General features: G+C 50.3%; 13 protein-coding genes. 6 read left to right on the top strand and 7 right to left on the bottom strand.

Annotated elements, in window-relative coordinates:
* Positions 1-77 precede the first annotated feature (77 nt).
* Positions 78-1,421 carry a GDSL-type esterase/lipase family protein gene (locus CHB92_RS15350; protein WP_089320112.1) on the top strand — a complete coding sequence of 448 codons (1,344 nt, stop codon included), beginning with the start codon at positions 78-80 and terminating at the stop codon, positions 1,419-1,421.
* Here CHB92_RS15350 and CHB92_RS15355 read toward each other — a convergent pair.
* Positions 1,418-2,047, bottom strand: coding sequence for a phosphoribosyltransferase (locus tag CHB92_RS15355; protein ID WP_089320113.1), 630 nt, complete (start codon positions 2,045-2,047; stop codon positions 1,418-1,420). The two genes, CHB92_RS15350 and CHB92_RS15355, sit on opposite strands and share 4 nt — an antisense overlap.
* 83 nt (positions 2,048-2,130) lie before the next feature.
* Complete coding sequence (locus CHB92_RS15360; RefSeq protein WP_089320114.1) at positions 2,131-2,814, bottom strand: dienelactone hydrolase family protein; 684 nt, start codon at positions 2,812-2,814, stop codon at positions 2,131-2,133.
* 138 nt (positions 2,815-2,952) lie between these two features.
* Here CHB92_RS15360 and CHB92_RS15365 point away from each other — a divergent pair, with 138 nt between their 5' ends.
* Together CHB92_RS15365 and nfi are read left to right on the top strand one after the other, a co-directional pair.
* Positions 2,953-3,630 carry a hypothetical protein gene (locus tag CHB92_RS15365; protein ID WP_089320115.1) on the top strand — a complete coding sequence of 226 codons (678 nt, stop codon included), beginning with the start codon at positions 2,953-2,955 and terminating at the stop codon, positions 3,628-3,630.
* A gap of 116 nt (positions 3,631-3,746) precedes the next feature.
* A complete protein-coding gene (gene nfi / locus CHB92_RS15370) occupies positions 3,747-4,430 on the top strand; it encodes a deoxyribonuclease V (RefSeq protein ID WP_089320116.1) in 684 nt (227 codons plus the stop codon).
* A gap of 112 nt (positions 4,431-4,542) precedes the next feature.
* Here the strand turns inward: nfi and CHB92_RS15375 are convergent, their stop codons facing one another.
* Positions 4,543-4,926, bottom strand: a complete 384-nt coding sequence (locus CHB92_RS15375; RefSeq protein WP_089320117.1) for a GxxExxY protein — start codon at positions 4,924-4,926, stop codon at positions 4,543-4,545.
* 221 nt (positions 4,927-5,147) lie between these two features.
* Here CHB92_RS15375 and clpB point away from each other — a divergent pair, with 221 nt between their 5' ends.
* Together clpB and CHB92_RS15385 are read left to right on the top strand one after the other, a co-directional pair.
* Entirely contained in the window at positions 5,148-7,766 is a 2,619-nt protein-coding gene (gene clpB / locus CHB92_RS15380) for an ATP-dependent chaperone ClpB (protein WP_089320118.1), read from the top strand.
* 342 nt (positions 7,767-8,108) lie between these two features.
* The gene (locus CHB92_RS15385) at positions 8,109-8,507 is read left to right on the top strand and encodes a hypothetical protein (RefSeq protein WP_089320119.1); all 399 of its coding nucleotides are present in this window, start codon (positions 8,109-8,111) and stop codon (positions 8,505-8,507) included.
* Between the two features lie 90 nt (positions 8,508-8,597).
* On the opposite strand, the gene CHB92_RS15390 is transcribed toward CHB92_RS15385, so the two are convergent.
* The 4 genes from CHB92_RS15390 to CHB92_RS15405 form a co-directional block, all read right to left on the bottom strand.
* Positions 8,598-8,900, bottom strand: coding sequence for a Dabb family protein (locus CHB92_RS15390; RefSeq protein ID WP_089320120.1), 303 nt, complete (start codon positions 8,898-8,900; stop codon positions 8,598-8,600).
* Positions 8,901-8,995: 95 nt separating this feature from the next.
* Positions 8,996-9,358, bottom strand: coding sequence for a SpoIIAA family protein (locus tag CHB92_RS15395; RefSeq protein ID WP_089320121.1), 363 nt, complete (start codon positions 9,356-9,358; stop codon positions 8,996-8,998).
* A 15-nt stretch (positions 9,359-9,373) separates the two neighbouring features.
* Positions 9,374-10,462: a Gfo/Idh/MocA family protein gene (locus tag CHB92_RS15400; RefSeq protein WP_089320122.1), complete on the bottom strand. Its 1,089-nt coding sequence runs from the start codon at positions 10,460-10,462 to the stop codon at positions 9,374-9,376.
* Positions 10,463-10,644: 182 nt separating this feature from the next.
* Positions 10,645-11,880, bottom strand: a complete 1,236-nt coding sequence (locus CHB92_RS15405) for a lactonase family protein (RefSeq protein WP_179223067.1) — start codon at positions 11,878-11,880, stop codon at positions 10,645-10,647.
* 246 nt (positions 11,881-12,126) lie between these two features.
* Here CHB92_RS15405 and CHB92_RS15410 point away from each other — a divergent pair, with 246 nt between their 5' ends.
* The gene (locus tag CHB92_RS15410) at positions 12,127-12,720 is read left to right on the top strand and encodes a HupE/UreJ family protein (RefSeq protein WP_089320124.1); all 594 of its coding nucleotides are present in this window, start codon (positions 12,127-12,129) and stop codon (positions 12,718-12,720) included.
* Positions 12,721-12,787 lie beyond the last annotated feature (67 nt).

Raw genomic sequence — 12,787 nt, forward strand, 5'->3', positions numbered from 1 at the left:
AATCCCCGGCCTTTGTGAAACTGTAATCTACGGGCAACGTCTACCTAAGATCAAAGCATGCTTACCTACTCTTCCCCATGAGCACAGTCTATACGTTTATTCACCTGTACCTGCTACGCTACCTGTTTGTTTTTTTCTTTGCTTCGGCAGCTGTTCCTTCCACTGCTCAGGTAAAGATCATGTGCCTTGGTAATTCTATTACACAAGGCAACACAGAGAACCCAGGATACAGGTATAGGTTATGGCAAAAGTTAATTGATGCAGGGGTAGACGTACAACTTGTAGGGTCGCATGCTGTAAACGAGGGCGGTGATTCTCCAGTTGAAGGCACTGTTTATAAAGGGGTGCCCTACATCAACCGTAACGAAGGCCACTGGGGCTGGACTGTAGATGAGATCTTATCTGGGAGAGACGGAAAGGGGCACTTATCCAGATGGCTGCAAAGCTACACCCCGGATATTGCGCTTATTCATTTGGGGACGAACGACATGTTCAGGCAGTGTGGCACGGGAAACACATGTTATCAGGAAACAATAGATGAACTGAAGGAAGTTGTCAGCCAGATACGCGCCAAAAACCCTACTGTAGCCGTCTACCTGGCGCAACTGATCCCTGCCTACGAGCAAAAAGTAGGGCCCGGGGCTGCGAAGAACATCAGAGAGCTTAACAAGAGAATTCCTGCCCTGGTAAAGGAACTGCATACAGCCACCTCTCCCGTCGTACTGGTTGACCAACACGCCGGCTTTGACCCTACTACTGGGGTAGACACTTGGGATGGGGTGCACCCCAACGCTAGCGGCGAGGCGAAAATGGCCCAAAAGTGGTTCAACGCAATAGAAATTCCCTCCGCGCCACTTCCTACAGAATTAACTTCCTTTACCGGACGCAGCACAGAAGAAGGCTATATACAACTAGTGTGGGAGACCGCTTCGGAAAAAGACAATGCTTACTTTGAGGTACAGCAATCAACAGATGGAGACACCTTTGAACTGGCAGGGAAGGTGACTGGAGCAGGAACTACGGCAACCCCACAACGCTACACGTTTACAGATTCTACAGTATCAGCCAGGAGTGTTTACTATCGCTTGAAACAAGTGAATACAAACGGGACAAGCAGCTTATCAGAAGTAGTACAGGTAGAGGTGCCAGAAAGAGAGTTGGCACTAACTGTTTTCCCAACTAAAAGCAGCGGGCACAGCGTAACCTTACACCTCCTGGAAGGGCAGGCAACGACAGAAGCAGAAGTCTATGTTTATACCTCTGAAGGGAAGCTGGTGCAACAACCTAAAAAGTTAAAGAGCAGAAACGGGGTTTTTCGCACGCGTATTTTAACCGGGCAACTGCAAGGCGCAGGTTTATACTTTGTGCGTGTAGTTGTAGCCAGCAAAGTGTATCAAACTGAGTTTATGATAGGCCGCTAGCGCTTCTGGTCCTGCTCCTGCAGCATGTTGATGACCAGTTCATCACTTACCTGGTAAAACTCCTCATAGAACTGCCCTACCGCCTGAAAGTTGGGTGGCACCAGATAGCAGACGAGTTCATCCACTACCTCACTGATTTGGTCTACTGCTGCCGGGGGGGCAACAGGCACCGCCACCACAATGCGCTTTGGCCCCTGCTTCTTCACTAAATCGATCGTGCCCATCAACGTTTTGCCTGTCGCGATACCGTCATCCACTATAATGGCTACTTTCCCTTTGAGGTCTTCGTGCTTCCGGTTGCCCATGTAGAGCTCATACTTCTCCTGTAGCTTTTGCCTGACCCGTGCTATCTCTGTTTCCAGGTAATCTTGCGGCACCTTTGCCCGCTCGTCCACACTCACACTCTCCAGGCTAACATAGCCAATAGCAAACTCAGGGTTGGAGGGGTGTCCAACTTTTTTGGACAGAATGACTTCCAGCGGCATGCCTAGTCTTTTAGCGATCGGAGCCGCGACAGGTACGCCTCCCCGTGGGATGGCGAGCACTACGCCGGGCTCTCCTTTGTACTTCTCCAGTCGGTCTGCCAACATGAGGGCGGCCTCTTGCCGGTTATGTATCATCTCCATCGCTTTCTCGGTTTAGTTTTTTTAACTGAGTAACTAAGTCTGCCTGGCTCGCTGGGCTTTCGTTATTGTTGCGTTAGCCCCCTTTAGGGTTGGTTCTGGCGAAGTGGCTGTTGCTTCTTGGGTGGCAGGTATTTCCGGAACCAGTCGGTGGCTAGTTGGGCGCACATTTCCAAGGCACCGGGCTCCTCGAACAGGTGTGTCGCATCGGGTACGATCTCCACATCCTTGATGCCAAGCAGTTTGTTGTTTGCCTGTATGTTCATCTCCAACACCGATTCATCCTTGCCACCCACTATGAGCAGCACCGGCACCTGTACATCTGGCAGGGCAGTATCTGCCAAGTCGGGGCGTCCACCGCGGCTAACCACAGCCTTTATGATGTCGTTCCCAAGCGCAGCGGCGGCCCCTAAAGCAGAGGCGGCTCCGGTACTGGCACCAAAGTAAGCAATGTTAAAGTCAGCTGTTCTGGGGTCTTGTTGTATCCAGTCGGTCGTGTCAATGAGCCGCTTTGTGAGCATCGGGATATCAAAGCGGTTCTTCGTCTCTTCGTCTTCCTCGGGAGTTAGCAGGTCGAAGAGTAAGGTGGCATAGCCGGAGCGCTGCAGGTGCTCTGCCACGAAACGGTTGCGGGGACTGAGCCGGCTACTCCCACTGCCGTGCGAGAACACAACCAGTCCTTTCGCTTCTTCCGGAATTACCAGGTCGCCTATAAGCGACACGTTCTGCACATCTATTCTAACACTATCGTTGAAGTTATAATTTGCCATAGCTTTTTGTTTTCTTACAGTCCTCTCCATCCTTGAGAAAAGGCTTACTATCAGTTACGACCTGCCCCTTTCAAAGTTCAGCAAGTACAACTCCCTTCCCCTCTAAGCTCGTAATCAGGTACAGTAAAGCCCTACTCTATGCGCTATTTACACTGTGCGTTTATCTTCTTACTTGCCCTGCTGCTCGCCTGCCAGCAGGAACAGCGAAGCCTGGAAAAAGCAGGAGCTGCTGTAAGTGGCATTGATTCTTTAGAAGCTGTACAAGAAGAGCCACAGCGAAAAGAGAGTTCCCCTGGCGCCGATACCCTGAGCTTTGAGGTTGCGTTTTCGAGGTTCTTTCAGGCATTGCAAACAGAGGATACGGTAGCACTAAATCAATTTATAGATCCTCAGCAGGGCTTCTGGCTGATCGAGCAGCCGGGTGCAGTACCTGCTTATACCCATTATAGTAGCATACAGGAAGTAAAACGCAGTTACCAGAACTTACCTTTCGTTTCTATTACACAGCAAATGCAGGCATGTGCCTTACAGGAGCGGGAAGAGTTCCCGGAGTTCGACTGTGCCTGGATGGACCAGGGGCGCACCGGCTATGCAGAGGATGGCTGCTTTTATACTACCGCCACCAGCTTCAGGAACACGGATATGTGGCAGTATGCGAACTTAAGTGAACAGCAGGAAGAAAATGTACAGCAGATGCAGCAACAGGTCCAGCAGGTGGTGCTGCATACGCCTAGCTCCTATCGTTTCTACTTCATGCACGATGGCGCGCACTGGCGCCTGCTGTTTGCTGATTTACGGGTACCCTGCAGCGCATAGACTAGAATTGAACAATTGCTAGTGCATAACAGAATAAAAGGGACGTTTGTATAACACCTATCGGAAGCAGCGATGCCCCACTCAATACCCAGTCATTCAACTATCCAAAAGAAAATATGGCCTACTATAGAAGGTTTAATACTCCCCCACCCGACCCTGCTGTACTTAAAAAGCTAACAGCACAGCAACAGCAGATGCAGCAGCAGGTCATCATTCAGAAACCTGACTTTGACTTAAAGCTAATTGCAGGCTGCGACTCCTCCTTTATAGGAGAAGACAGCATTCTTTCTGTCTTTGTGCTGTTGCATTACCCTAGCCTGGAGGTCCTTGAGAAAGTATGGCACCATGGCCCGGTGGAACTGCCTTACATACCGGGCTTTTTAGCCTTTCGCGAGGCACCCAACCTGCTGTTGGCTTATGAGAAGCTACAGCAAAAGCCTGATCTGATCATGGTAGACGGGCATGGCATCTCACATCCGCGTAAGCTGGGCATTGCTACCCACCTGGGGCTGCACCTGAAAAAACCCACCATAGGGGTAGCCAAAAAGGTACTGGTCGGCAAGTACACAGAGCCTGCAAGCACCAAAGGGGCTGTGTCGCCCCTGGTTTATAAGGAGGAGCATATCGCCAATGTACTCCGCACCAAAGACAATGTAAAACCTGTGTTCGTCTCGCCCGGCCACCTGATAGATTTAGAATCAGCCACCGAGATAGCTATGACCTGCGCCACCAAGTACAAGCTACCGGAGCCAACAAGGTTGGCGGACCATTACGCGGCGGTGTTCAAGAGCGAGGTCTGAATCAGGATTTGCAGGATGTGGAAGGATGGACAGGATTTCCGAAGGTGTAAAATTTAATGATGTGGAAGGATGGGCAGGACTTCTGGGGGTGTAAAAGAGTTAGATGAAAGAATTACGTTTTTGCCTTGTAGCTGTTGTTAAACACCTTTTTGTATTGGAGGCTGAGCGCACCGAAGTTGATGAGTAGCCCCACTGGAAAGTTGTAGGCTACAGTGTAGTTTTTAGCCTGTGCCAGGTGGATATCTTCCAGATTAACGATCGCTTTCAACTCTACTACAATTTTGCTTTCAACTATAAAGTCTGCTCTTCTGCTCCCAACTTCCATACCATTGTAGTAAATTACTTGCTCCTTCTCCCGCTCAAAGTTTAGCCCGGCTAGCTCTAGCTCCAAAGCAAGGCAGCGCTGGTAAATCACCTCCTGAAAGCCACTTCCCAAGGTATTATGCACCTTCATCGCGCATCCTATAGCCCTATAAGTTATCTCATCTAACTTCATCGTTATTTTCAAAATTCTTTAATCTTTAAATCATGTTCGGGAGAAAATCCTGTCCATCCTTCCACATCCTGCAAATCCTGATTCAGACAATTTGTCTTGATTCCTCAAGATCATCGCTTCACAACATGACATAACTACATTAAAACCACCCAAAAGTACCAATGGTGCGTAAATTGATTGTATGGTTAGCGTAAGTAAAACTATTGAAAACAGGGAAAGAAATGAATTTTAATAACTATACCATCAAAGCTCAGGAGGCTATCCAGAAAGCCACCGAGATAGCAGGCGGCAACCAGCAGCAGGCTATCGAGACTGGGCATATTCTAAAAGCTATTCTGGAAACAGACGAGAACGTAACCAACTTCCTGCTGCAGAAGCTGAACATTAACGGCAACATTCTGCACAGCAAGCTGGATGAAATTGTAAATGCCTACCCGAAAGTAAGTGGCGGTAGCCCTTACTTAGCCAACGATGCGGCGGCGGCACTACAAAAGGCCACTTCTTACCTGAAGGAGTTTGGTGACGAGTACGTAGCCATTGAGCACATGCTGCTGGGTATCTTGGCGGGCCGTGATAAAGTGGCGGGCCTGATGAAGGACGTAGGCTTTAATGAGAAAGACCTGAAAAAGGCGATCAAAGAGTTACGTGGCGGCACGAAGGTAACAGACCAGAACGCCGAAGCGAAATACAACTCATTGAAGCGCTACGCCAAGAACCTGAACGAGTTGGCCCGCTCCGGTAAGATTGACCCGGTGATTGGCCGTGACGAAGAGATTCGCCGTGTGCTGCAGATCCTGAGTCGTAGAACCAAGAACAACCCAGTGCTACTGGGTGAGCCAGGTGTAGGTAAAACGGCGATTGTAGAAGGCCTGGCACAGCGCATGGTAAGCGGCGACGTGCCGGAGAACCTGAAAGACAAAACATTGATGAGTCTGGACATGGGTCTGCTGGTAGCAGGTGCTAAGTATAAGGGTGAGTTTGAAGAGCGTCTGAAGGCAGTGATCAAAGAAGTAACGGACGCTGAAGGTGAGATCATCCTCTTCATTGATGAGATCCATACTCTAATCGGTGCCGGTGCGGGTGGCGAAAGCGCCATGGACGCAGCCAACTTGCTGAAACCAGCGCTGGCGCGTGGTGAACTGCATGCCATTGGCGCCACTACACTGAAAGAGTACCAGAAGTATATTGAAAAAGATAAAGCGCTGGAGCGACGCTTCCAGGCGGTAATGGTTGACGAGCCAAGTGTGCCGGATGCCATCTCAATCCTGCGCGGTATCAAAGACAAGTATGAGGTACACCACGGGGTACGCATTAAGGACGATGCTATCATCGCTTCTGTGGAGCTCTCGAACCGCTATATTTCGGATCGCTTCCTACCGGATAAAGCTATTGACCTGATGGACGAGGCGGCGGCCAAGCTGCGCATCGAGATCGACTCTTTGCCGGTGGAGCTGGACGAGTTACAGCGCCGCATCATGCAGCTGGAGATCGAGCGTGAGGCAATTCGCCGTGAAAACGACAAAGACAAAGAAGCTGCCCTCTCTAAAGAAATTGCAGACCTTTCTGGCAAACGCGATGACCTGAAAGCCAAATGGCAGAACGAAAAGCAGATCATCGAAGGCATTCAGAAAGAGAAAGAGAACATCGAGAATTATAAGCATGAAGCCGAACAGGCCGAGCGTGCCGGCGACTATGGCCGCGTAGCAGAGCTGCGCTACGGCAAGATTCAGGAAGCTGAGGCGAAGCTAAAGCAACTGCAGGAGCAGGTACGCGAAATGCAGGGCGAGAACCCTATGCTGAAGGAAGAGGTAAATGCCGAAGACATTGCCGAAGTAGTAGCCAAGTGGACAGGCATTCCGGTAAGCAAGATGCTGCAGAGTGACCGTGAGAAACTGTTGCACCTGGAGCAGGAACTGGGTAAGCGTGTAGCTGGTCAGGAAGAAGCCATCGAGGCTATTTCTGATGCCGTGCGCCGAAGCCGTGCCGGTATGCAGGACCCGAAACGGCCGATCGGCTCGTTCATCTTCCTGGGTACAACAGGTGTAGGTAAAACGGAGTTGGCGAAGGCACTGGCAGATTACCTGTTCAACGACGATAACGCGATGGTGCGCATCGACATGAGCGAGTACCAGGAGCGCCATGCGGTGAGCCGTCTGATTGGTGCGCCTCCGGGATATGTGGGCTACGATGAAGGTGGCCAGCTGACAGAAGCGATCCGCCGCAAACCGTACTCTGTAGTGCTGCTTGATGAGATCGAGAAAGCGCATCCGGATGTGTTCAACATCCTGCTGCAGGTACTCGATGACGGTCGCTTAACGGATAGCAAAGGCCGTGTGGTGAACTTTAAGAACACAATCATCATCATGACGTCTAACATTGGCTCGCACATCATTCAGTCTAACTTTGAGACGATGGACGAGTTCAACCACGACGAAGTGATCGAGCGTACGAAGGATGAAGTGTTTGACCTGCTGAAAAAGTCGGTACGACCAGAGTTCCTGAACCGTATTGATGAACTGGTGATGTTCCGTCCGCTGAGCCGTGGCGACATCCGCAAGATCGTCAATATTCAGTTCCACCACATCCAGCAGCGCCTGGAAGAGGCTGGCATCCAGCTGATCGCGACCGACGAGGTACTGGACTACCTGGGCGAGCAAGGCTTTGACCCGCAGTTTGGTGCCCGTCCGCTGAAGCGTGTACTACAGCGCCAGGTATTGAACGAGCTGTCGAAAGAGATCCTGTCCGGCAAGATTAATAAAGATTCTGTGGTCGAGGCAGTACTAGAAGACGGCAAGATACGTTTCAATAACGTGGACGTGGAGATCCCTACCGGGGAGTAAGAAGAGTTTGAAGAGTAATAAAGTTAAAGTTTAGTTGAGCAAAAGCCCCACCGTTGGTGGGGCTTTTTGTTTTGTATGCCTCTTATAGGACCGGAGACAGTTTTCAAAGCTCTTGCCAGAACGCGCAGTGTGCGCAGCTCCTGCGAGCGTCTCCGTTATAACGAGTTAGCAACAGCCATTGGCACAAGCATCCGCGGGTTGTAAAAGCACCGCGAGGTCTATTGAGCGGCCAGTACAAAGCCAAGTGATATAGGTACACCAGGCCAGTAACTTTCCCTCCTCATCCAAGTACAACGTTTATAAAAATACTACCTTGTATAGTTCTACGTTATCAGTTTACCCATGAGAGCTTACCTATCCCTTTTTGCCCTGCTTATACTGTTTACTTTCTCTGGTTTTGCTGTGAAACCACATCAAAACACCTACTCCATTATAGGAAGTTGGAAACTGGTAGGCATGCAGTTAGACGGACAAGAAGGAGGCGAAACCATGGAACAGGCCTTGGACGATCACCAAATGCGCTTTGTGTTTGAGGAATCGGGGCAGTTCAGGATGGTGCTGGGCCCCGATGGTAGAGGCCTCAGTGGGGGATACCTCTACGACCCGGAGAACCAGATCCTGAGCATCATGTATGGGTCACATACCGATACAGCCCTCGTTTCGTGGGAGGGCGCAGACAAAATGATCCATGCGACAAAGGACGGTAAGACCAAAACCACCATGCAGCGCGTAAGGGAATAGCGCTTCTGGTTTCTTAAAATTATAGAAGAGCCCCTGCTTAGGAAGTAGTTCCTGGGCAGGGGCTCTTTATTCTGTTAGGTTTAATCGGGCTTAGGCGTCTACAGCGTCATAAATAACCACTTTCGACCAAAGGGAGGAGCAGTCTTCCACAAACTTTTTATGCACCGGATGCACCTGGTACGTATCGTGGTCTTCCTTGTTATCAAAGATCAGGAGTAAAGAAAAATGATATCCTCTTTCAATCACAGGGCGGTCTGTATCGGCTGGCACGCCTATGTGCACCGTGCGGATAGTCTCTACAGTTTGTAGTGACTTTAAGCCTTCCAGTAATCTTGCTTTTTCTGCTGCTGCTTCAGGGTTTTTTAGCCAAAAGTAAACGTGGTGTACAAACATGTTTTTCTATATAGGTTTAGGTAAATGTAAAAAGATAAACGGGCTTTAAAAAGGAGTCGGTCCTGTAGCTCGATGTAAGGCCCTGCTCTTTGCTCCTACTCCCCCTCCTGTACCCACCTCATTGCCTCCTCTCGCTCCTCCACCTCGAAATAGCGGACGCCCTTTTTCTTTACCGGGCTTACGAGTTTGGCTGCCCATTCATGCCAGGCCTTGTTCCCTACCATGGCTACCCGGCCATACTCCCGCCCATGCACAATGTCCAGTAAAGCATTTTCCATGGCCGCACCGGGCTTCACCCAGTGCAGGTCTGCCATTTCGTAGTAAAGCCGGGCCGATCCGGTTGCTTTCATCCGGTCCCGGATCTTTTCCCGGTACTGGTCAAAGTCTGCGTTGGTAAGCTCGCCGCTTACTCTAACAGCTAGTAAATCGCCTTGTGTTTGGGGCAGTACCTCTATCATTTGTCAACAATGTCTTTAATCTTCAGCTAGGTGTTTCTCTTGTTCTTCCAGTACGACTCTTCTCTCCTCCCGGGCTGATTGGCGGGCTGCCTCGAGTATTTCCATCACGATCAGGTTATTTTCAAGGGATGAGAGGTCTCCTTTGGGCTTGATCTCCCCGTTGACCACTGCTGCAAAGTAAGAAGTATAGTCCTCATAAGGCTCCGCCAGGGATTCTATCCTCTCTACTCTATATGTCTCGTCGCCAGCGCCCTTTTTTCTAAGGAAGTCATGGTTGACGGCTTGCAGGTAACCACTTTCCCCGTACACTTCCAGGTCTTTGATATCAAAGGGCCAGTTCCAGGAAGCCTCTATGATCCCCGTCGCTTTTGGATACTCAAGCAGGATAGTCGCATCGTCGTCTACGTCTGGGTAAACATGGGGCTTTAGCTGGCGCGTAACAGCAGTAACCGCTTTGGGCCGCTGCCCCTGCATCAGGCAAGTCATCAGGTTAGCGCCATAGCAACCAAAGTCCATGATGGCGCCTCCACCGTTCATTTCCGGGTCCGTCAGCCAGTCCAGGAACTCTGCTGAACAGCCAATCTCTTTCGGTCCGGCGTTGCCATCATGCACCACCATCTTCCGGACTTCCCCAATATTGAGTTTATGGTTTACCATGATCAGCACCTCCTGATTGCTGGGGTACCAGGTCGTTTCGTAGTTAGTAAGCAGGTAGATGTTATGCTGCCGGGCAAGTTTGGCCATATGCTCCGCATCCTGTAAGCTGGTAGCGAGAGGTTTCTCCACCATCACGTGTATCCCCAAAGGGGCGCACTTCTCTACCACACCCACATGTCCAGCTATCGCGTTGAAAGCCATCACAGCCACCGGCTTCCGGATCTGTAAGAGCCTGGAAAGGCTTTTGTAGAATAGCGACTTGGGAAGGTGGAACTGCTTTTGGTAACGCTGCACCAACTCCTCATCCTGCTCGGCAATGCCTACGATGCTTATTTTGCCTTCCTGGTAGCGCTGCAACACCCCCTGCACATGGTCGTGGCTTAGGCCTGCCAACGCTACTTTCAATGATCGTCTGTTACCTACCGTAGCATTTTCTGTCTCAGCCATTGTTGCTTGTTCTTTACAAATGACACGCTTGGGGCTTCTGTCGCTTTTCTACGGAGTTCAGGGCTTTGGCGCTGTGTTCGGCTAAAAGTTTTATGCTCAAACAAATACAGAGGAGACCAGACAAAAAGCGCCAGCCTTATGGGCTGACGCTTCTGCTGATTCTGTCGGTCAGTGTGTGCTGGCTATTGAAAGGCAGGTACCACCTGTACGTTTACCGGCTTGTGCACTTCTGCTTCGTACCCAGTCGGTGTCAGCTTACCCGTTGCCTTGTCTATCTTAAAGGTGGTGATGTTATTAGAGCGCTCGTTGGCTACCATCAAAATGTTACCAGTCGGATCAATGCTGAAATCGCGCGGCCAGTCCCCTCCTGTGCTCACCAGCTGTACCTGCGTCAGTTTGCCTGTGTTCTCGTCGATGGCATATACCACAATGCTGTTATGCCCGCGGTTCGACCCATACAGGTACTTGCCGTCCGCCGATACCTTCACCTCTGCGGTCTGGTTGTTCTCTTTGAAGTCAGCCGGTATGGTTGGCACAGTCTCTATCTCTGTAAAAGTACCTTTGTCTGCATCATAAGCAAGCGCGACCATGGTCGAGTTCAGTTCGTTGATCAGGTAAGCATAGCGGCCGTTCGGGTGAAAAGTAAGGTGACGCGGTCCTGCCCCGGGCTCCGTGGTATAAGCTACAGCAGGGTCATTTGGCGTTAGTTCTGCTTTATCCGGGTTTAGGCGATAGCTATACACTTTGTCGGTGCCCAGGTCCACCGCCAGTACATACTTGTTCTGTGGGTCCGGTGCAATGTAATGGGCGTGCGGTGCTTCCTGCCGTTGCTTATTCGGCCCGGCGCCTTCATGCTGCTGCACAGAACTAGCCTCTCCCAACTGTCCGTTCTCCTGGATCGGGAAAGCCGCCACGTTACCGCCCATATAATTGGCCACCAGCACTGTTTTGTTCTCCCCATCCACCGTAGTGTGGGCAGGCGACCCGCCTTTAGAAGGCACCCGGTTTAGCAACGTTAGGGCTCCTGTTTGCGGGTCTACCGCAAAGGCACTGACGGCACCGCTGTTCTGCCCCTGGTAGTCTCCTATTTCGTTTACTGCATACAGGTAACGGCGCTCTTCATCTAAAGCCAGGAAAGAGGGGTTCGGCCCTCCTTTTGTCGCACTCTCCCGAGTCAACTCTCCTGTTTCTGGATTCAGGCGATAGAGAAAGATACTTTCCGCCTCCGGGTCTGCATAGGTGCCAACGTATACCATAGATGTTGCTAAGTTTTGTTCCTCACTTTCAGATGTTACTGCGTCCGCCGCGTTTTCGGTACCCGTTGAGGTACAGGCTGAAAACGCAAGCGACAGACTGGCCAGCCCGAACGCTGCTGCTTTTACTAGAGGATGGCTCTTGGAGTTATTTGGTCTCATCATATTTGTTTTTAAATCTCTTCTGCTGTAGGAATAAAGGAATAGGTACATCACCTCTTAAAGTTAGGAATATTGCCAGATAAGCCTACAGAAACAGGAGCTGATTTAGATTTTGGTACCGCTTTAGCAAAAGGCACAGGACGTCTTAACCCATTTGTGCGGCCTTATGTTTGGCACTCATATTGCATCTATAAAGCATTAATCCTAATTTGCCAACTTCTATATTCATATAACGCTACGTAAAACCGCTTGTCTTCCGTTTTCTCTACATACGTTCAGTTAGGCTTCCATCATATTTTCGATTTCCAGGCCTACGACCACATGCTGTTCCTGCTTGCCCTGAGTGCTATCTATACCTTAAGCGACTGGAAAAAGGTTATTGCCCTGGTCACCAGCTTTACCATCGGGCACTCCATTACGCTGGCACTGGCTGTTTTTGAAGTGATCCGGTTCGATACGGCCCTGATCGAGTTTCTGATACCGGTTACGATCTTTCTGACCTGCGTCACGAACTTCTTCAAGCTAAAAGGAGCTGCGGCCAAGCAACCGACGATCCTGTCGTTGCACAACCTGATGGCCATCTTCTTTGGGCTGGTACATGGCATGGGCTTCTCTAATTTCTTGAGGGCCATGCTGGGGCGCAGTGGGGAGATATGGGAGCAATTGCTGGCCTTTAACATCGGGATTGAACTCGGACAACTGCTGATTGTGTCTATATTACTGATTATTGGATTCCTGGTCCTGAACCTGTTTCACGCGAAAAAGCGCGATTGGATCATGGTGCTTTCCAGTGCGGCGGCAGGCATCTCCTTGATATTGATGATGGAAACCAGTATCTTTTAGCGTTAAAACATTAACTAATTATAAAAGCACCTTTACAAACTAAACTAATCTTCCTTAACCAAAACCA

It is taken from the genome of Pontibacter ummariensis (genome assembly GCF_900188175.1).
Classification (GTDB): domain Bacteria; phylum Bacteroidota; class Bacteroidia; order Cytophagales; family Hymenobacteraceae; genus Pontibacter; species Pontibacter ummariensis.